Here is a 19,079-nt window from a genome sequence, read left to right as displayed (position 1 = left end):
CCCTCCTGTCCCATGAAATACTAACAAAAACCTGAGTCACAGGCGAGGTAGGCGACCCAATGAAAAATATTGCACTTATTTTTGGAAGAGACATTCGGAATATCGTAACCAATTGGGCAGCGCTCATCATCATTCTCGGACTGGTGATGCTGCCTTCTTTGTATGCCTGGTTTAATATCAAGGCATCTTGGGACCCCTACGGCAACACTGGCGATATTGCCATCGCGGTTGCCAACAACGACAAGGGCACGACTATGAAAGGCAGAGCCATCAACCTTGGTGATGAGGTCGTCCAGTCCCTTAAAGACAACCATAAGCTCGGATGGCGTTTCGTCAGTGAGGCGGACGCGATGAAAGGCGTGCGGCGCGGCGACTATTACGCAAGCATCGTCATTCCCGAAAGCTTCTCGGCCACGATCGCCACCGTCTTATCCGACAATCCCAGCAAAGCCGAAATTCTGTACTACGTCAATGAAAAGGTTAACGCCGTTTCCCCGAAAATCACGTCTTCGGGAGCAAGCGGCATCATTCAGGAGGTCAGCAAAAATTTCGTAAAGACCGCGAACGGAACCATTTTCAAAATTTTCAACGAGCTTGGCATCGAACTGCAGGAGCAGCTCCCGACCATCGAGAAGGTTCGGGCGCTCGTCTTTAAGCTGGAGAAAAACTTCCCGGAGATCAACCATGCGGTTCACACCGCGGTGGACGATATCCACAAGACCGACCAGCTGGTGAATCAGGCACAGAAAAACCTGCCGATCGTGACGGATATCGCCAAGAACGGCAAGGAATTCGCCGGAGGACTTGATACATTCCTATCCTCGGCGTCGGATGCGGCCAAAGACATCGGTCCAGGCGTGAAGCAGGACCTGCTGCTCCTTCAGCAGACTGCCCTATCGACCCAGCAGCTCACCGCTGTCTTGAAGGATCCGAATGTAGATCCATCCGTGGTGACGGATACGCTGGATCACGTTTCTTCAAGGCTTGAGCTTGGACTTAAAGTTCAAAGCCGGCTTATAGACTGGTTCGACCAGCTGAATCAGGTAACAGGCAACCGGATCGGTTTTGTAAGCTCCAAGCTGAAACAGGTTCAAGAGAAGATGAAACAGCAGCAGACACTCGTGAATAGCATCAGCAGCGCCGTCAAAAAGGGCGAAAAGCCCGCCTCTGATTTGGTTGACCGCCTGAATCAAGTATCCGGGGACGCGTCGAGCCTGCTCGGCGACATTCTCGGCAGGTATGACAGCGAGATCCAGCCGGCCATTCTGAGCGGACTCCAGAAGGCGCAGCAAACGGCCGAGAAGAGCCGGACGGTTCTCAACAACGCTCTGAAGAGCATCCCGGACGTGCAGAAGGTTTTGGGGGACGCCTCCAGGGGACTCACGATCGGGACGCAAAAGGTGAACGAGATCCAAAAAGAATTGCCCGCGGTCGAGGCCAAGATATCCGAGCTTGCACAGCGGATGCGCGAGTTCGAATCCGAGGGCAGCCTGCAGGAGGTCATCGGTCTGCTCAAAAATAATTTTCAGCTGGAAAGCCAGTTTTTTGCCGAGCCGGTCGTTCTGAAGGAGAATCAGCTGTACCCGATTCCGAATTACGGATCTGCCATGTCGCCATTCTTCTCCACGCTGGCTTTATGGGTGGGGGCAACTCTATTGGTATCGCTGATTACTACGGAGGTGCACGGCGAGCATCCCTACAAGAGCTACGAAATTTATTTTGGCCGGTTCCTGACCTTTCTGACGCTTGCTCTGCTTCAGTCCCTTTGCGTAACCACGGGAGATATGTTCCTGCTCGGCACCTATGTCGTCGATAAACCATGGTTTATCGTCTTTGGGCTCATTAACAGCGCCGTGTTCATGCTTATGGTATACACACTCGTATCCGTATTCGGCAACGTCGGCAAAGCGCTGGCCATCGTCCTCCTCGTGCTCCAGCTTGCCGGTTCGGGAGGCACGTTCCCGATTCAGACTACGCCGCCCTTTTTCCGGGCGATTCATCCCTTTCTGCCGTTTACGTACGGCATCAGCATGATGCGCGAATCGGTGGGCGGAATCATTTGGAGCATCGTCAGGAACGATCTGCTTATCATGGCCATATTCTCTGCCGTTACCCTGATGATCGGCGTCGCCCTGAAAGGCGTTATCAACCAACTCTCCGCCGGCTTGGTCAAAAAAGCGAAAGAAAGCAAATTGATCCATTGATTCAAGCATAAAAGACGCATTCCCCGCGGAATGCGTCTTTGAATATGTTTTATAACGTTGTCAGAGGTCTTTCCATTTTTACGTTAAGAAATCTCTTCCTGCTCAAGTAACTGAATCGTCTCCAGCAGAAACTTCCGGTTGCATTCCAACAGGGCCAGCCGGTGCCGAAAAGACAGATTCACTCCGATTCCCTCATCATGCAGAGGGATGGAGGAACAAGCTTCGATCAACCGGTTCATTTTATCCAGCTTGATTTCGAGCAGCTCTTTGGCATCCTTTCGGGAGAGATGATCTATAAACATGAGGCCGATATCTCCAGCGGGCGTGACATTTTCGGCATGGGCCAATGAAGCGCGCAGCAAATCAAAGAAGAGCATCCTTCCCTGCTCGGTGATGGAATAAATCTGTCTGGGCGGGCGATTCCCTTCCTGTTCGGTAGTTACATCCACACAGCCCTGTTTGTCCAAACGTTTCAGAATGGAATATGCCGTTGCCTTTTTCATATCGGACACTTGTCCCAAATTCCGCTCGATAAAATCGTTAATCTGATAACCATGTTGGCTCTGGGTCATGAGCAGCCCCAAAACAAGCAGTTCACGTTCATCCATATCGTTAAAGCTCCTTCGGTTCATTTCCTAACTACTAGTATAGTCATACCTGACTAGAAGGTCAAAATGTATTGTTTGATATGCGGCTTCAACAGTCAAAGAAAAAGAGACGCCGATTACCGGATCGCGCGTCTCTTACATCCTATTCTATTTCGGTTTTGGTCATCCAGACCTTCATCCGTGAGATGACTTCGTTGATATTCAGCGGCTTGCTCAGGTAATCCGAAGCGCCTGCAGCCAGACATTTGTCTCTGTCCTCTTTCATGGCCTTCGCCGTCAAGGCAAGAATCGGCAAATCGGTTAGCTCGAGCGTGCCGCGGATGTTTCTCATCGTTTGGTAGCCATCCATCTCCGGCATCATGATATCCATCAAAATGATGGAGATATCCTTCTCTGTTTGCAGGATATCCAGGCACTCATAACCGTTCTGAGCCGTCAGAACATGCATATTATAGCGCTCCAAAGCGTTCGCTAACGCGTATACGTTTCGTATATCATCGTCTACGACAAGCACCTTTTTCCCCTCGAACAGTTCCGTCTCCTCTAAGAATAACGGCTCTGGTTCCGCACCGTGCTGTGAAATGGCCCGGCTACCCACGTTTTCCGGCTGATAAGTGCCGCTGCCAAGCCACGCAGCTTGCGATGCGGCTCCGGACGCAGCTCCTACAGCCGCTTCAGACTGCATCAGGATCATAGGCGAGACATCCACATGCTCCGTTCGGCACGGGAGATACAGTGTAAAGGTGCTTCCGATACCTGGCACGCTTTGGACCATGAGTTCGCCGCCCAACAGTTTGGCAAACTGCTGGGAGATGGACAAGCCGAGCCCCGTTCCGCCAAACTTGCGGGCCGTTGCTCCATCCGCCTGCTTGAAGGCTTCGAAGATCAGCTTCTGCTTGTCTTCCGAAATGCCGATTCCCGTGTCGCGGACCGCAAAAGCGAGCGTTTCGCTCGGAATCGTGAATTCCGCTGTCTGGATCGAATCCAGCTTGTAGATGCTCAAGCTGACTTCACCGCGTTCCGTAAACTTGAAGGCGTTGGACAGCAAATTCCGAATAATTTGGTGGAGCCTGAGCTCGTCGCTGTAGAACAGATCGGGAACATTCGGAGCAATGTTGCATGTGAACTGAATCGATTTGTTTTCTGCCGCTTTTCCAAAATAGCGTTCCATCGATTCCGGCAGCTCGGATATGCTCACGGCGGAAATTTCAAGCTGTATTTTACCCGCTTCGACCTTGGATAAATCCAAGATATCGTTAATCAAATGAAGAAGGTCTGTTCCAGATGTATGGATTACCGATGCGTAATTCGCTTCTTCTTCCGTTAAGTTGCCGGAGCGGTTCTCCGCCAATATTTGAGACAAGATAAGCATGCTGTTCAATGGCGTGCGGAGTTCATGCGACATGTTGGCCAAAAATTCCGACTTGTAATTCGAGCTGGTTTCCAGCTGCCCCGCATACTTTTCCAGCTCAATTGCGGCACTCTCGGCCTGGTCCTTCTGGATTTCCAGCTTATCATTCAAAGATTGGAGTTCATCCGTCTGCATTTGCAGCTCCTCGGATTGCACCTGCAATTCTTCGGTCTGGACCTGAAGCTCTTCCGACTGGGCCTGGAGCTCTTCATTCAAGGATTGAGCTTCCATGTACAGACGCTGGATCTCCATCCGGGTAATCACACTGTGCATCGTGCCGCTTGCGGCAGCCACCAGCTGCTTCAGCATTTCCATCTGGTGTGCGTCAAGCTTGTCCAGGGCAGCGACTTCAATGACCGCCAACGTGTTTCCTTCATATATAAATGGCGCTAACACGATGAAAGAAGGTGCTGTGCTGCCGAGACCGGAAGCAATCTGAATATAATCGGCCGGAAGCTGATCCAGCGTAATGATCCGGCCATCTAACGCGCATTGCCCCACAAGGCCTTCTCCGAAGGCGATTTTCCGTTTCCCTACGGCGTCATGGCCGGCAGCATAAGATGCCGCTAACTCAAGCTCGCCATTCTCGGCGGAATAGAGCGCAATATAAGGAACTTTCAGCACTTCCGCCAATCGGTGCACGAACTTTTCGTTCAAGCTGCGGATGCCGGTCTCGTTCTGAAGGAGGCTTGACATGGCTGCAACTTCGTCCTTAACTTCTCCCTGCCTCTGCACCACATCAAGCAACTCATTGGTCGAACGCCCGAGCTCTCCAATTTCGTCGTTCGTGCGAACCTGTATCCTCGTATCCAGACTGCCGCCCGCAGCCATGCCTTTAATGGTGCGGGTCACGTCTTTTATGATCGTCACAATGTTTCTGGAAATCGTCACAGCCACCAATACAGACAGCACCGCAGCGACAATCCACAAAATATAAATCGTTGCAATGAGCCTGTTATTCCGCTCCTCCAGTGTCTGGACCCGTTCGTTCGTCAGTGTTTTTTCCGTGTTAATAAAAGAACTGAATTTGCTTCGAATCGCATCCATTTCTTCTTTACCGGGATCTTTGGCGAAGTACTGGTCCACCTCAGCGGTGTTCCCATTCTTCTTCAATTCAATTACAGGCTGTCCGGCAATTTGAATCCACCGGTTGATGCTCGCCTGGATATCCTTCAGGTTCTCCTGCTGCGAAGGATTATCCGTCAGCAGCTGGTACAGCTTGTTATAATCTGTTTCCCACTTGGAACTCGCCTGATTATAGGGGTCAAGATAAGCGGCATCCCCGGTAATGACATAGCCCCGCTGGCCTGTTTCCATGTCCAAAAGTGACTTTTCCACACTGCTCGCCAAGTCATGGACTTCTATATCATGCTGGCTGATGAAATCTGCCTCCTGCTGCAGCGATGCAACCCGGTTCGTGACAACCAGCAAAAATATACCGACGCAGACTAAAATTAATATGTAGCCAAGCGTAATTTTGGAGCCGATATTCAACTTTAATCTTTTCCGCAATAGTACCCCCCCCGTCCCCTGAATCCACAAAAAGCTTACTGCAATATTTTAGTAGTTGTCGCCTGAATAATCAACCACCCGGTCAAGTTTGAGCTTAAAACGGCTGTAATGAAGGTCTATCACGGTTCATGAAGCAAGCCTATTTTATAACTTCTTTTGAGCGACGATCACAAAACGGTGACATTTCGTGTCCAAGAAACCCTTTTGCTGGATCATGGCATGAATCGTTCGAAGCTGGGCTTCATACTTCGTTACCGAGAAGTCCGGAATTTGCCACGGAATGACGCTTAAATAGTACACGACAGCGCCTAAATCATAGAATCGGGAGACCGTCACCTCTTCATCTGTTCTCTTGATGTCAAAATAAGGTTGAAGCTCGGCGGTCGCATAGCTCAGATTCCAGTGTGCAAACTCATCATTCGGAGCCTCCAGAAGCTCGTTAAACTCTTGATCGTTCTGTCCGCCGACCTGCTGGGTGATAAACCAGCCTCCGGGCTTCAGGATTCGGTGTAGCTCCCGCGGACTGTAAGATTCATGGCGATTGATAATCAAATCGAATGTCCCGTCCTCGTATGGCAGGCGTTCGTCTTCCGTGATGAACGATACCGCTACACCAAGCGGTTCCAGACGCCGACGGGCCACCTCCACGTTCGGTTCATATCCTTCGGTTGCACATGTATAGGCCGGAAGCCTCGATAAGCTCGATAGAAACTCCCCGCCGCCGGTGCCCATATCAAGCAGGCTGTCGCTATGACGTAAAGCCTCCGCTATGAGATTAAAATAATTCCAGCGAAGCGGGAACTCTCTTAATCTCCCTGTGTTCCCCAAGTATGAAAAATCCCAGCCGCTAAAACGCATATCCGTCTGCTGAATGATATCTTCAAATGAAAGACTTGCAAGTGATACCATATGAAACGCCACCTTTTCCATAATTTTCGATCTCAGCAATCTCCTATTCATCATATAAAAAAACCCGCCCGGGGAAAAGCCCGAAGCGGGTTTGAGCGTTACGGAACGTACATCCTATGCAAGCACCATCCGGTCATCCGAGAGCTTGTGTCCGCTGATCCGCTCGAACTCGCCTAGCAGTTCTTCCACGGTCAGGTCCTTCTTGCGGCGTTCGTCGATGTCCAGGATGATCTGACCTTTATCCATCATGATCAGACGGTTCCCCAGACGGATCGCCTGCTCCATGTTGTGCGTGACCATCAGCGTGGTCAGGTTCATTTCGCGGACAATGGATTCCGTCAATCGCGTAATCAGCTCAGCGCGAGCCGGATCGAGCGCAGCCGTGTGCTCATCCAGCAGCAGAATATCCGGCTGGGTAAAGGTAGCCATGAGCAGGCTTAGCGCTTGGCGTTCTCCGCCTGACAGCAGGCCGACTTTCGCGCGCAGGCGGTTCTCGAGTCCAATGCCGAGACGTTCGAGAGACTCGCGGAACATCTGTCGCCGGCTTGCTTTGAGACTCATCTTCAGACCTCTGCGTTTGCCTCTGGCAAAGGCCATCGCCAGATTTTCCTCGATCGTCATGTGCGGCGCCGTACCGGCCATCGGATCCTGAAATACACGGCCGATCCAGCGGCTGCGCTGATATTCAGGGAGATGGCTTATGGTCCTTCCATTGATCTTGACATCGCCCGCATCCGGCTTCATAACGCCGGAAATGATGTTCATCAATGTGGATTTGCCGGCGCCGTTACTGCCGATCAAGGTGATGAAATCTCCGGGGCGCAGGTTCACGTTGATATGATTCAGTGCGATCTTCTCATCGGGAGAACCCGGATTAAACAGCTTGGAGACCTGGTTGATTTCAAGCATGGAGATCACCTCCTGCGGTGCTTTTCGGAAGAACGCCCGTCAATTCGGCGGTGCGTCTTTTGGCAAGCTTCTTCTGCTTGATTGCACGGCTTGCGGTCGGGAATACGAGCGCAAAAATAACGATAATGGCGGTAATCAGCTTCAAATCGGAAGCATCCAGCCATTCCACCCGGAGGGCGAAGGCGACCACGATACGGTAAACGACAGAGCCCAATACGACGGCAATCGTGGCATGGATCACGTTCCGGGCACCGAAAATCGCTTCGCCGATAATGACGGAAGCGAGTCCGATCACGATCATGCCGATCCCCATGCTGCTGTCCGCAAAGCCGGACGACTGCGTAATCAGGGCACCGGAGAGCGCTACCAATCCGTTGGCAAGGCTGACGCCGATGATTTTGGTCGTGTCCGTGTTCGCACCGAAGCTCCGGATCATCCGGTCATTGTCGCCCGTCGCACGCAGCGCAAGCCCCAGATCCGTATGCAAAAACCAATTCATTAACAGCAGGACGATAATCACGACAAGCGGAATCAAGATCCATGGATTGATTGTGAATAAAGTGTCCTCTTCCATGATGGCGACATTCGGTTTGCCTAGAATTCTCATATTAATGGAATATAAGGCAATCATCATTAATATCCCCGATAATAAACCGTTGATCTTGCCTTTGGTATGCAGCAATCCTGTGCAAGCTCCTGCGGCGATTCCCCCAAGGAAGCCTCCCAGCGTTGCAATCCAGGCGTTATAGCCATGGGCAATCATCACTGCGGCGATCGCGCCGCCCGTCGTGAAGCTGCCGTCTACCGTCAAGTCCGGAAAATCGAGGATACGGTACGTAATGTATACTCCAAGTGCCATCAAAGCATAGAGCAAGCCGAGTTCAATCGCACCCAAGAGAGAGCTTAACATGATGAATTCCTCCTTATGACATGAAAGGAGTGGACGAAGGATATCGCCACTCCCCTAACCAATCCTTACTGTTATTGAATGATATTGTTCTCTTTGTCCTGCACTTCGTTCTTCATCTCGTCAGTCACCGTAATACCTTGGGCCTCAGCAGCTTTCAGGTTCAGAATTAAATCCAGCTTCTCCTGCATCGTTACTTTCATGTCGCCCGGATTTTTTCCGTTTTTCAAAATATCCACAGCCATCTGCCCCACTTGGTAACCATGATCGTAGTACTTGAAGCCGACGGTGGCAAATGCGCCTTTCTCGACGGTGTCACGATCACTCGAGAAGAACGGAATATGGTTTTTGTTGGCTACCTGGATGATGGTATCTACGCCGCTGACCACTCGGTTATCCAGCGTAATGAATATGGCGTCCGCGCGTCCCACAAGTGACTCAGCAGCCTGCTTCACTTCGGAGGTGTTAGTAATCGCCGCCTTCACCAGCTTGATGTTATGCTTGCTGAGCGCCTCCTCGGCGTTTTTGGACATGACGACCGCGTTCGATTCGCCCTCATTGATGACAACTCCAACCGTTTTGACGTTCGGGAAGTTCTTGGCAATGAATTCCATTAACTTCTGTACCGCAGCCGGATTTGTGTCGGATACTCCGGATACGTTGCCGCCCGGTTTGTCCAGATTCGATACGAGCTTCGCATCCATCGGATCGGTCACGGCCGCGAACAGGACCGGCGAGTCTTTCACTTCTTTCACAACGGCTTGTGCGGAAGGCGTCGCGATGGCGAGCACCAAATCGTTCTTTTCCGATGCAATGGTCTTGGCAATGGACAAGTTATTGGTCTGATCGTCCTGTGCGTTTTTGTAGTTCACTTTCAGATTGTCGCCGTCCGTCAAACCGGCATCCTTCAAAGCCGCCAGAAACCCTTCGCGCGTGGCATCCAGGGAAGGATGCTCGACGATTTGCGAGATTGCGACTTTGTACGTTTTCGATTCCGTTTGTCCGCTGCCGGAGCCCGCGCTTTCCGATTCGGTTTTCTTTCCGTCCGTGCTTCCACAGCCGGCCAGCGCCGTGACGAGGAGCGCAGACATCACTACCGTTAACAATGATTTCTTTTTCAGCATCTTAGACCCCTCCAAAATTTTCCTCTACATTGCTTTTGTGTTCGAAAGCGCTAAAGCAGCAAGATAAAAAAAAGAAGCGCCGCTTTGGGTACAGAATGCAAGATTCCATACTATCAATGGATTATTCATAATCATATATGGGCGCTCCCGCATCCGTCAATTGGTCTGCGACAAAAAATATGAAACTTTTTATCCACTATATAATGGTAATTATTCCAATGTCTCCACCCGGTTTTGCCGCTCGAGCCGCTCAATAACCTCTTCCAAGGACGTGGTGGACATGCTTGTTATTTTCAGATCATACGCCTCAAAAGGGAATGTGCTGGTCATTTCATTCGGCACGATCACGGTACGAAGTCCTGCCTTTCGGGCAGCGGTGAATCCGTTCAAGGAATCTTCAAAGGAGATGGCCTCTTCAGGTCGCACGTTCAGCTTTTGGAGTGACAGCATATACAGCTCGGGGTCCGGCTTCACCTGCTGCACCAGATCCGCCGTATTGATCGAATCAAAGTACCCGTGTAGATTAAACTTCGTGAGATAGGGCTCAATCCAGTTGAAATAAGAGCTTGAAGCCAGGGCAGTTCCCAGTCCCAGTCTGCGGGCATCCTTCAAATAATCGATCACGCCGGGTCTCGGTTCAATATGCTGCAGCAGCTCGCGATACCGGACGTCGACCTGTTTGCGTATGACATCGCTGTCCACAGAATGCTGCAATATTTCCGCCAAGTATGTATACGGGTTAAACACGTCAAAAGAGGTTCCTACGCACTGTGCATAGGTTTCGAGCGGAAGCTGTTGGCCGTATTCGCCGTACACCTTGCAAAAAGCATGGTATGCCGGTGTTTCGGTGTCCACCATCAAGCCGTCAAAGTCAAAAACCACTGCCTTAATCAATTTGCTCACCTTTTCATCGAGTTGTCGTTTGTCATTACCGCCTGCTTCATTGCCGGCGCGTCCTGCGAAGCGTCCGGTCGGGATCGCGGACGAAGCCATACTGTTCGTACAATCCATGGGCGTCTGCCGTCACCAGAATGCCGTGCAGCTTTGCGAATCTGTCGTCGTTCACGATGGCGTCGACCAGCTTTTTGCCAAGGCTGCGCCCGCGGCAGCCTTCATCAATAATGACATCGCAAAGATAATACATGGTGCTGAGGTCCGTTACGACGCGGGCGAAGCCAACCTGCAATCCGGATTCGTATACGCCGAAACAAATCGATTGATCAATCGATGCCTTAATCAGCTCCGCGGGCCGGTCTTTGGCCCAGTAGCTGCCTTTCAGAAATGCGATGATCCGGTCCGGCTGGAGCAGATCCTTGCGGTCGCTGATCGTTATTCCTTGTTCTTCAAGCAGCATGATTTCGCCCTCCCCCTGTTCTTCGGTACTAGAAGGATTCTTCGAAACGGCACGAATTCCTCTATACGCTCAGAGCACCTGTTCAAACAGGCCGGACGCCAAGCGCCCGGCCATATCTTATTCCACCACAACATATAGGATTATAACTGCTCTATCCGTACTTGTTGACGAAGCTCTTCAAACATGACGGGATCAATCTGCCCGGCCTGATCGGTCATCGCGTTGGATGTTCCGGCCGCGGATGCCATCGCCAATCCTTCCTCCACGGACAAGCCCTTTGCCAATGATACGGCCATGCCCGCCACAAAAGAATCGCCGCAGCCCACCGTGTTGACCACATCCACTTTCGGCGTCGTAACCCGGTAGCTGCTGCCCTTGACAGCCGTCAAAGAACCGGCTCCACCCAAAGATACACTGATGCGGTCCATGCCGTATTTTTGCACAAGCGTTTCAACCGCTGTCCGAAGCGCTTCTTCATCAGACACTTCGATGCCGAGCAGAGCTGCCACTTCTTCTTCATTCGGCTTGATCATGTCAGGCTTGGCTTCGATGCCAAGGCGCAGTGCGTCGCCGCTGGCATCGAGAATGACATAAGCGCCGGCTTCCTTGGCGATCCGGACTAGTCCCACGTAATAATCCTTGGGCGCACCTGCAGGCAGGCTGCCGCTAAAGCAGACAATTCGGGATTTAGCAGCAAGTTCACGGACTTTCTCTTCCATTTGCTTCAGCGCCGTTTCGGAGACCATCGGCCCTGGCTCTAGGAGCTCCGTAGACGTGCCGTTTCCTTCGTCGAGGATGTTCAGGCAAATCCGGGACTCCCCTTCAACGTCCACGAAATCATGCGCAATCCCCATTTGCGTTAATTGCTGCTTGATAATTTCCCCGTTCATTCCGCCCGTGAAACCGGTAGCAATGACAGGTATGCCCAATTGGGTCACAACCTTCGCTACGTTGATCCCTTTGCCGCCGGGCGCGGCGTGAAAACGCTGAACGCGCGAAACCTTGCCGAGCGGAAAAGCGGGAAGATAATATGTCTTATCGATGGCTGCATTCAGTGTTACGGTAGTAATCATAAGTCTCTTGTCATCCCATCCCAAGCGTGAGTATGTAAAAGCGCTTTTGCTGCCCGAATGACCCGGGGACGGTCTCCATTCTATCCTTCGCCCACTCAACGCCATGTCTTCTCGGTGCCCCCTCTTGTCCGTACCCGAACGCTGCATGATTCGCCCAAGCCATGAACACACCGGCAATATCCAAAGTATACCTTCACTGCCCGAATTGCACAACGCTGCAACATGCAAAGAACGAGATTGACGTTAGAGACGCTGTACGCTGTATGACAATGCTTACAATTTTCGCTCAGGGCTTTTTGTCAGGCCTCGGGCAGCGATCCGGTTCGTTGTATATTCTTACAGATTCGCCGCATCCAGATGACGGCGGCAGTTATAGAGATCACACACCCACGCCTCATCCAGCTGGCGGACCAGCGTTACCGAGGTATTATGCAGATGCTCGCGGATATTCATATGCGGAACCAGCGCAGGCAGCAGCGTCGATATGAGCGCTCCGTGACTTACGGCCAGCACGCGTTTACCTGGATAAGACAGACAAATGTCCCTGACAACCTCCATACCTCGCAAAACCATGGACTCGCCGGACTCGATACCAAGCTCCATGTCCTGCCACTCCTCGCCCCACATGCGGATGCGCTCTTCTTCTGTTGTGCCTTCCATTTTGCCGCAGGCCATTTCGCGGAGGCGTGCATCCACGTGGAGCGGAATGTCCAGCGCCGACGCAATGGCTTCAGCCGTTTCTCTGGCACGCGACAGGTCGCTTGCATACACGGCATCCCATTGCTCATGCTTGAACCGTTCAGCGAGCGCCCGCGCCTGGGCGCGCCCCGTTTCGTTCAGCGGCACATCCGTTTGTCCCTGCGCCCGTCTTACCACATTCCAATCTGTAATGCCATGTCTGACCCAACCGATCGTTGTCATATATTTCCCCCTGTTTTTAGGATTCAGAATAAAATATCATATGGTTTTTGTCTGCCCTGTAATACTCCAAGCGGTCCTGCAGGCTGCCTGTGTGGAGTTCGAAACGGTGTCCGTCGGGATCCAGGAAATAAACGGAGCGTTTATCCTTTTCGTCCCGTTCGCGTCCGGGAAGTATGCGTACACCTGATGTCCGAAGATGTTCCAGCCATTCAGCAAACTCCTTTTCCTCGACCGTCCCCATCTCCATTTATTTGTTCCTTATTGCCTGCTGCGGCTACCCCTCTATTCCAAATACGTGAGGCTCCGCTTCATTTTTACCGTCGATTCCCGGACGATGAGTCTCGGCTCGAACTGAACTTTCTCGTACACACCCTTGACGTTTTCGCGGATTCTCTTCAGCAGCAGCTCGGTCGCGAGCCTTGAGACCTCGACCCCCATGATCGATACCGAACTGATCTGCGGCGTTGTGATCGTCGTCCAAATATTGTTGTCAATGCCCACGACCGCCACGTCTTCAGGAACGCGGACGCCTAGCTCCTTGAACCGGTTGATCAGACCGATCGCTACCATGTCGTTTCCGGCATACACCGCGTCCGGCATGTTTTTCAAACTTTTAAAATAGTCGGCCGCCTTCGCCCCCGTGTTCAATGAAAAATCCTCGCCGAAATAGGCCAGCGACACGTCCACATGGCTCAGCGAGTTCACATAGGCGTTATACCGTTCCTCGATAATGTCCCTGGGCGCCCCGGCATAAGCGATCCGCGTCCGGCCAATACTCCTTAGATGTTCCATCGCCAGACGACCTTCCTGCTGCGACAGGCAGACGACATCCGCCTTGATATCCTCCGAGAGCCTCTTCCCATAGTTGATGACAGAGATTGGAACGGGGGATTTGTTGACGAGCTCTACGAATGTCTTCGGGTAGGCGAGCGGAAGAATGATCAAGCCGTCAACATGAAGCTTTTTGACATCCCTGACGGTTTCCAGCTCCAACTGACCAATCCCCGAGGTGTTGATATTCACGACCCGGTAGCCATGCTGCTTGGCCGCCTGCTCGACCGACCAGGCAATTTCGGGCACGAATGCATTGCGGATATCCGGCACGGCGAGCGCGATCTGGTTCGTGTTACGGACTTTAAGGCTTTGTGCCGCTATGCTGGGAATGAATCCGAGCTCGTCGATCGCCTGGAGCACTTTGGCCTTGGTCTTTTCGCTGATGCCTCCTGAATTGTTGATCGCTCTGGATACTGTCGCAATCCCTACACCCGCTTTGGCAGCGACATCTTCGATCGTTACTTTGGATTTGTTAGACAAGATGCCTGAGTCCCTTTCTGTTCCGGAATCGTTTCCCGTTTAATTGCGTTTTTCAATGACTTAATTCTATTATACCATTAATGTTTTTTTCCATAAATCCGACGGGGAACACAACTGCCGCAGAGCTGATGGATTACTTATCCGTCATAGCTTTATCATGCAAAAATATCACAGTTTATAGTTTGACAATTTCGTGAAGATGTGACATATTAGTTTTCGGAAACGTTTCCTTTTATGAGCGTGAATAGCTCATCTAATCATAGTCAAGCACTCAATATTTGAACTGGAGATGACTTCATGAAAGCACTAAGATGGCATGGACAAAAAGATTTGCGGCTCGATAACATCGAAGAACCGGCAGCTGCCAAAGGCAAAGTCAAAATCAAAGTGGAATGGTGCGGCATTTGCGGCAGCGATCTGCACGAGTACACTTCGGGTCCGATCTTCATCCCGCAAGCAGCCCCTCATCCTCTAACAGGCGAGAAAGCTCCGGTCGTGATGGGCCATGAATTTTCAGGACAAGTTGTTGAAATCGGTGAAGGCGTAACGAAAGTCAGCGTCGGAGACCGGGTCGTTGTCGAACCGATCTATGCATGCGGTGAATGTGAAGCTTGCCAGCAGGGCAAGTATAATCTTTGCGAAAAAATGGGCTTCTTGGGCCTTGCAGGCGGTGGCGGCGGATTCTCTGGCTTCGTGGCTGCGGATGAAGTCATGGTACACCAAATCCCGGATTCCGTGTCTTATGAGCAGGGTGCTCTCGTGGAGCCGTCGGCGGTTGCGCTTCACGCCGTTCGCTCCAGCAAGCTGAAGGTCGGCGACAAAGCGGCTGTGTTCGGTACTGGTCCGATCGGCCTGCTCGTTATTGAGGCGTTGAAGGCTTCCGGAGCATCCGAGATTTACGCGGTTGAACTATCCCCGGAACGCAAGCAAAAGGCAGCCGAGCTCGGCGCCATTGTCATCGATCCGAAGGAATTTGACGCTGTGAAGGAAATCCACAAACGTACGAATGGCGGCGTGGACGTGGCCTATGAAGTGACCGGCGTTCCTCCTGTCCTTACGCAGGCCCTGGAGTCTACTAAAATGGGCGGCGAGCTTATGATCGTCAGCATCTTTGAAAAGGAAGCTCCGATCCATCCGAACAACGTTGTCATGATGGAACGCACCATCAAAGGCATCATCGGTTACCGTGACGTATTTCCAGCGGTCATCAGCCTGATGGCCAAAGGCTACTTCCCGGCTGATAAGCTTGTCACGAAACGCATTCATTTGGAGGAGGTTCTTTCCGAAGGCTTCGAAACCCTGCTTAAGGAAAAGAACCAGGTTAAAATTCTCGTTAAACCGGAATAATCGTGTTCTCCATCTATCTATCCTATCCATTGAATTAATGTAAGGACAGAATTTAAGCTTAATTCGATTTAACTCATCCAGTTTCATCTTCCTATGGCAGAGCCTGATTTCTCTTTGAGAAATCAGGCTCTTTTTTTGGTCAGGATGGAGCAGGACCGGGAGGTTGTATGCCTATAATTTTTATATTGACAAATAAATAATTTTGTGTTATAATTAAATCTTTTACGTTTGACAGTTAATAGGTGTGGGGATATGATATACCTTGCTTAACGAGAATAATAATTGGAGGGTATATCATGAACCAACCAAACAACGCAAGCCAGATTCACATGCTGAGCATCTCCTCGGTCGTGATGGGTCGCACCGATACGATTCATCCCACATGGATTCACGATGGCCAGCATGCCGTGTTGATCGATACGGGTTATCCTGGTCAAGTCCTTCGATTTGCCGAGGCGCTCGAATCGTTTGGCTGCACGCTGAACGATCTGACCCATGTCATCCTCACGCATCAAGACATCGATCATATCGGCAGCCTGCCTGCCATGCTCGAACAGGCGGAGAAGCCGATCGAAGTGCTGGCAAGCGACAAAGAGAAGCCCTATATCGAGGGTGAGCGAATGCTTCTCAAAATCACGCCGGAAGCTCTTGCCGCAGCGGAATCCATACTTCCGCGCGATGTTCCGGAGGCGTGGAAGCAGGCTTTTCTCTCCACATTAAAAAATCCGCCCAAATCACCCGTTAACCGTGTGATTCAAGACGGAGAAATACTGCCCCTATGCGGCGGCATCGAGGTCATTGCTACGCCGGGCCATACCCCCGGTCATATGAGTCTGTACCACATTCCCAGCAAGACGCTGATTGCCGCCGATGCCCTGCGCGTCGTTGACGGCCGGCTGTGCGGGCCTGATCCGGAGCAATCTCTGGATATGATTCAAGCCGCGGAATCCATCAAAAAGCTCGCTGCCTATGATGCCCGCACCGTTATCTGTTATCATGGCGGAATTTACCCGGACCATGCCGGCCAAGCCCTACGGGAATTGGCTCAAAGCTTGGACTGATCGGTTTAACCGCTCATCCGTTTACGTTCGCTTTCTCCTGCTGTACAGCAGCAGCTTCTTTGCGGTTATGGAAAAGCTCAAATGCCTGCCTCATTTTCATCACATAAGCCGGATCTTGGCTGGAGCATGCAAAACGGATATTCCCGCTCCCTTCATCGCTTAGCTGGCCTTTTTCCTTAAGCACCTGGCGGAGCCTGCGGATCGTGCCCGGGCTGCCGTCGATAATCTCGATATGCCCAGGCAAAATACGGCTAAGCAGCGGCTTGTAAAACGGAAAATGGGTGCATCCCAGTACCAGCGTACCGTAATCCTCCATATTGTAAGCTGCAAATTTGTCGTTAAAGTAAGCCGTCATCACTTCCGGATCAAACTGCATTTCCTCGCAATACGTCACCAGTTCCGGCAGAGGAAGGGAGTCCACAATGCTGTGGTCGTCCACGCGGGATACCAGCTGGGTATATTTCGATTGATGAAGCGTCAGCGGCGTGGCGGCCACCAGCACTCTTTTTCCCGTGTTCCTGTTCATTTCAACGGCCGGCTTAACCGCGGGCTCCATGCCGATAATCGGAAAGCTGTATTCCTGCCTCAGCTCCTCCGCCGCGGCACTGGTTGCGGTATTGCAGGCAATGACCAGCGCCTTGATGTCTTCCTTTAAGATGTGGTCCAGCGACTCACGCACATAATTCTGCACCTGCTGCTTCGTTTTCGTGCCGTAAGGTACATGAAGCGTGTCGGCAAAAAATAAAAAGTCCTCGCTGGGCAGCTGCTTCACGGCTTCAGAAAGGACGGTCAATCCGCCTAGCCCTGAATCAAAAAGCGCAATTCGCATTGTTGTTCACCTGATTTTTTCATAGATTCATGATTATTGCCCATTACACGCATGATGTTTATTTATTCCCCTATATGATGAAAACCAAATTTTTGCCAAAAGTCAAGAAGATCGCTCATGGTAAAATAATACACTGCCGGCTTCCTGCTTGAAACCGGCCACCACGTTATTAACTCCAGCTGGCGTCGTCCTTCTCCTGCTGTATCATGCAGACGAATTCGACCGAAGCCCCGTTGACATGGGAAGGAAATGTGCAGGTCTGAACGAACCCTGCCTTTTCGTAAGCGCGAATGGCCCTGACATTGAACGTGGCGACGACAAGCCGGATCCCCTTACCCGGAAAGGCAGCCTGCATATACTTGATGCCGTCTTCCACGAAACGGGCACCCTGCCCCTGTCCGGTAAGCTCAGGCTTCATGCCCAAACCCATATCGACTTGTTTGTCATTGTGATAAATTCCCGCTTCGTAACCACCGGGAACACGTGCCGAAATGCCTGAGCAATAAAACCCGATGATAAGGCCTTCTTCATCCCGGCAGGATACATAATCACCGTTCATCAGCTCTGCTATATCCTCTTCACTTCCATCCATGCTGTACAGACTATAAGGTTCAGGATAGATCCACTCTGCAATGATTGCGGCATCCTCGCGGCTCATGCGCCGAATTCGCTGCATGGCGTCTCAAACCTACTTTCGTATTAGAGTATCGTATGCATTTCTTCTTCTTTCTGCAAGGCGCTTCCGAGACCGCGGTCAATAAAATTTGCCGAGACCCGTTTGATGTTCAGTTCTTTGGCCCAGATGGAAATCTGGCCGATATGATGGATTTCATGCGCAGCGACATGACGAAGGACCTCTTCGTAAACGAGTGGTTCCTGATGCCAGCTGACCCGAACGGTGGAACGAAGCTTACCCGCATCCGCCACGGACAACATCGCTTGAATTTGTGCACGTCCTTCTTCAGAGAACTGCTTGACCGCATTCAAGGTTGGATAGTCTTCGTAAAGCGGTTCCCAATCCTCCATCCCCTCGATGGCACGAATCCAGCTAAGCTCTACGTCCACGATGTGAAATAAAGTCTTCAGGATCGAGCCGACGCCGCCGGACCGCTCCTTGACAAGCTCTTCTTGCGGCAGCGACGACAATACATCAAACCATTCATTCCTGACCTGCCAGTTATATTCGAACCAGGTTAGCAACAGGATTCACTCCTTTGATAGCTCTGAGCTTTATTCTTCCAGAGATGTTCCTTATCCGTTGACGAAGCTTGGCGATTGTGGTGTATTGACCGTCCTCTTGCAGTCCGCCTTTCATCGTATGCCAAAAATAACGAGCGTTCTCTCCGCAAGCTTCCGTATTCACAGAATGGGCGCATAATTCCGCTCTGCCCGCATTCCTTTCATGAAGGACAATCCCTACTCGTATCCATGTAAATGCGAATTTGCGATTGAAAATAGTATACCATGAAAAAAGAAGCCAGGTGACGAAAAAGCCGGGGGCTTAGCGCACCCAGCTTCTTCCGTACTGGTATTACCGTTGATTCAAAAGATAGATCATTTTGGCTAATTCCGCCCGGGTAACCCTCCCCTTCGGAT

General features: G+C 51.4%; 17 protein-coding genes and 1 pseudogene. 3 read left to right on the top strand and 15 right to left on the bottom strand.

From position 1 onward, the window contains the following. The first annotated feature begins 59 nt into the window (after positions 1-59). On the top strand, positions 60-2,204 hold the full coding sequence (locus ACTHPM_RS02885; RefSeq protein WP_440393673.1) for a YhgE/Pip family protein: 2,145 nt from the start codon (positions 60-62) through the stop codon (positions 2,202-2,204). A gap of 83 nt (positions 2,205-2,287) precedes the next feature. Here the strand turns inward: ACTHPM_RS02885 and ACTHPM_RS02880 are convergent, their stop codons facing one another. The 12 genes and pseudogenes from ACTHPM_RS02880 to ACTHPM_RS02825 form a co-directional block, all read right to left on the bottom strand. Continuing rightward, positions 2,288-2,812: a PadR family transcriptional regulator gene (locus ACTHPM_RS02880; RefSeq protein WP_440393672.1), complete on the bottom strand. Its 525-nt coding sequence runs from the start codon at positions 2,810-2,812 to the stop codon at positions 2,288-2,290. 142 nt (positions 2,813-2,954) lie between these two features. Further along, positions 2,955-5,735, bottom strand: a complete 2,781-nt coding sequence (locus ACTHPM_RS02875; RefSeq protein ID WP_440393671.1) for a CHASE3 domain-containing protein — start codon at positions 5,733-5,735, stop codon at positions 2,955-2,957. 144 nt (positions 5,736-5,879) lie between these two features. Then, a complete protein-coding gene (locus ACTHPM_RS02870) occupies positions 5,880-6,644 on the bottom strand; it encodes a class I SAM-dependent methyltransferase (protein ID WP_440393670.1) in 765 nt (254 codons plus the stop codon). Positions 6,645-6,758: 114 nt separating this feature from the next. Beyond that, on the bottom strand, positions 6,759-7,553 hold the full coding sequence (locus ACTHPM_RS02865) for an ABC transporter ATP-binding protein (protein WP_440393669.1): 795 nt from the start codon (positions 7,551-7,553) through the stop codon (positions 6,759-6,761). Continuing rightward, positions 7,546-8,463: an ABC transporter permease gene (locus ACTHPM_RS02860; RefSeq protein ID WP_440393668.1), complete on the bottom strand. Its 918-nt coding sequence runs from the start codon at positions 8,461-8,463 to the stop codon at positions 7,546-7,548. The genes ACTHPM_RS02865 and ACTHPM_RS02860 overlap by 8 nt, the downstream gene beginning before the upstream one ends. A gap of 71 nt (positions 8,464-8,534) precedes the next feature. Continuing rightward, complete coding sequence (locus tag ACTHPM_RS02855) at positions 8,535-9,584, bottom strand: ABC transporter substrate-binding protein (protein ID WP_440393667.1); 1,050 nt, start codon at positions 9,582-9,584, stop codon at positions 8,535-8,537. A 210-nt stretch (positions 9,585-9,794) separates the two neighbouring features. Continuing rightward, positions 9,795-10,595, bottom strand: a complete 801-nt coding sequence (locus tag ACTHPM_RS02850; RefSeq protein ID WP_440421428.1) for an HAD family hydrolase — start codon at positions 10,593-10,595, stop codon at positions 9,795-9,797. Beyond that, a complete protein-coding gene (locus ACTHPM_RS02845; RefSeq protein ID WP_440393665.1) occupies positions 10,525-10,938 on the bottom strand; it encodes a GNAT family N-acetyltransferase in 414 nt (137 codons plus the stop codon). Before ACTHPM_RS02845 ends, ACTHPM_RS02850 begins: the two co-directional genes overlap by 71 nt. Before the next feature lie 140 nt (positions 10,939-11,078). Further along, entirely contained in the window at positions 11,079-12,011 is a 933-nt protein-coding gene (gene pfkB, locus ACTHPM_RS02840) for a 1-phosphofructokinase (RefSeq protein WP_440393664.1), read from the bottom strand. A gap of 336 nt (positions 12,012-12,347) precedes the next feature. Beyond that, a complete protein-coding gene (locus tag ACTHPM_RS02835; protein WP_440393663.1) occupies positions 12,348-12,932 on the bottom strand; it encodes a histidine phosphatase family protein in 585 nt (194 codons plus the stop codon). Positions 12,933-12,948: 16 nt separating this feature from the next. Beyond that, positions 12,949-13,167, bottom strand: a pseudogene (locus ACTHPM_RS02830) (VOC family protein); the annotation flags it as partial. A gap of 47 nt (positions 13,168-13,214) precedes the next feature. Further along, positions 13,215-14,246, bottom strand: a complete 1,032-nt coding sequence (locus ACTHPM_RS02825) for a LacI family DNA-binding transcriptional regulator (RefSeq protein ID WP_440393662.1) — start codon at positions 14,244-14,246, stop codon at positions 13,215-13,217. 297 nt (positions 14,247-14,543) lie between these two features. Here ACTHPM_RS02825 and ACTHPM_RS02820 point away from each other — a divergent pair, with 297 nt between their 5' ends. Then, positions 14,544-15,593, top strand: a complete 1,050-nt coding sequence (locus ACTHPM_RS02820) for a 2,3-butanediol dehydrogenase (RefSeq protein ID WP_440393661.1) — start codon at positions 14,544-14,546, stop codon at positions 15,591-15,593. Positions 15,594-15,889: 296 nt separating this feature from the next. After that, positions 15,890-16,654, top strand: a complete 765-nt coding sequence (locus tag ACTHPM_RS02815) for an MBL fold metallo-hydrolase (RefSeq protein WP_440393660.1) — start codon at positions 15,890-15,892, stop codon at positions 16,652-16,654. Between the two features lie 13 nt (positions 16,655-16,667). Here the strand turns inward: ACTHPM_RS02815 and murI are convergent, their stop codons facing one another. The 3 genes from murI to ACTHPM_RS02800 all read right to left on the bottom strand — a co-directional run bounded on the left by murI (position 16,668) and on the right by ACTHPM_RS02800 (position 18,683). Continuing rightward, positions 16,668-17,483 (bottom strand): glutamate racemase, encoded by an 816-nt coding sequence (gene murI, locus ACTHPM_RS02810; RefSeq protein ID WP_440393659.1) that lies wholly within the window; start codon positions 17,481-17,483, stop codon positions 16,668-16,670. A gap of 169 nt (positions 17,484-17,652) precedes the next feature. Further along, complete coding sequence (locus ACTHPM_RS02805) at positions 17,653-18,159, bottom strand: GNAT family N-acetyltransferase (RefSeq protein ID WP_440393658.1); 507 nt, start codon at positions 18,157-18,159, stop codon at positions 17,653-17,655. A gap of 23 nt (positions 18,160-18,182) precedes the next feature. Continuing rightward, positions 18,183-18,683 (bottom strand): DinB family protein, encoded by a 501-nt coding sequence (locus tag ACTHPM_RS02800; protein ID WP_440393657.1) that lies wholly within the window; start codon positions 18,681-18,683, stop codon positions 18,183-18,185. Positions 18,684-19,079: the final 396 nt, after the last annotated feature.

Source organism: Paenibacillus sp. SAFN-054, from assembly GCF_051966755.1.
Classification (GTDB): domain Bacteria; phylum Bacillota; class Bacilli; order Paenibacillales; family Paenibacillaceae; genus Paenibacillus_AQ.
The sequence above is the reverse complement of the archived record's forward strand: the minus strand, read 5'-3'. Positions and strand labels throughout refer to the sequence as shown.